Source organism: Macrococcus epidermidis (assembly GCF_003259695.1).
Taxonomy (GTDB): domain Bacteria; phylum Bacillota; class Bacilli; order Staphylococcales; family Staphylococcaceae; genus Macrococcoides; species Macrococcoides epidermidis.
The window spans coordinates 1-324 of the sequence record NZ_PZJH01000028.1; the positions used below are offsets into that span (position 1 = coordinate 1).

Below are 324 nucleotides of genomic sequence, written 5' to 3' on the forward strand. Positions count from 1 at the left end.
ACGTTGAACTGTTACCAGGACATCCACTGTCTCTGTTTGTGTACCATTCGTTACTGTAACTGGAATTGTTACCGTCTGTGTTTCGTAGTTCGGTGCTGTCGGGTCGTTACTCCATGTTAAGCCTGTCGGCGTTCCCGTTAACTGACCTGTTCCATCCACTGAAATACCATTCACTGGTGTCGATGTAATCGTTGAACCGGATACATTCGGTGTTACTACCTGTTGACCTGCTGGTACTGGTTGGCCTTCTACACCTGTTCCTGGTGCTGTTGTCGCTGTTAATACATCTGCTACCTTCGGATTTGTATCATTCACATCTGCGAT

General features: G+C 46.9%; 1 pseudogene. It reads right to left on the bottom strand.

Annotated elements, in window-relative coordinates:
* Window positions 1–324: pseudogene (locus tag BHU61_RS13505) on the bottom strand (hypothetical protein); the annotation flags it as partial.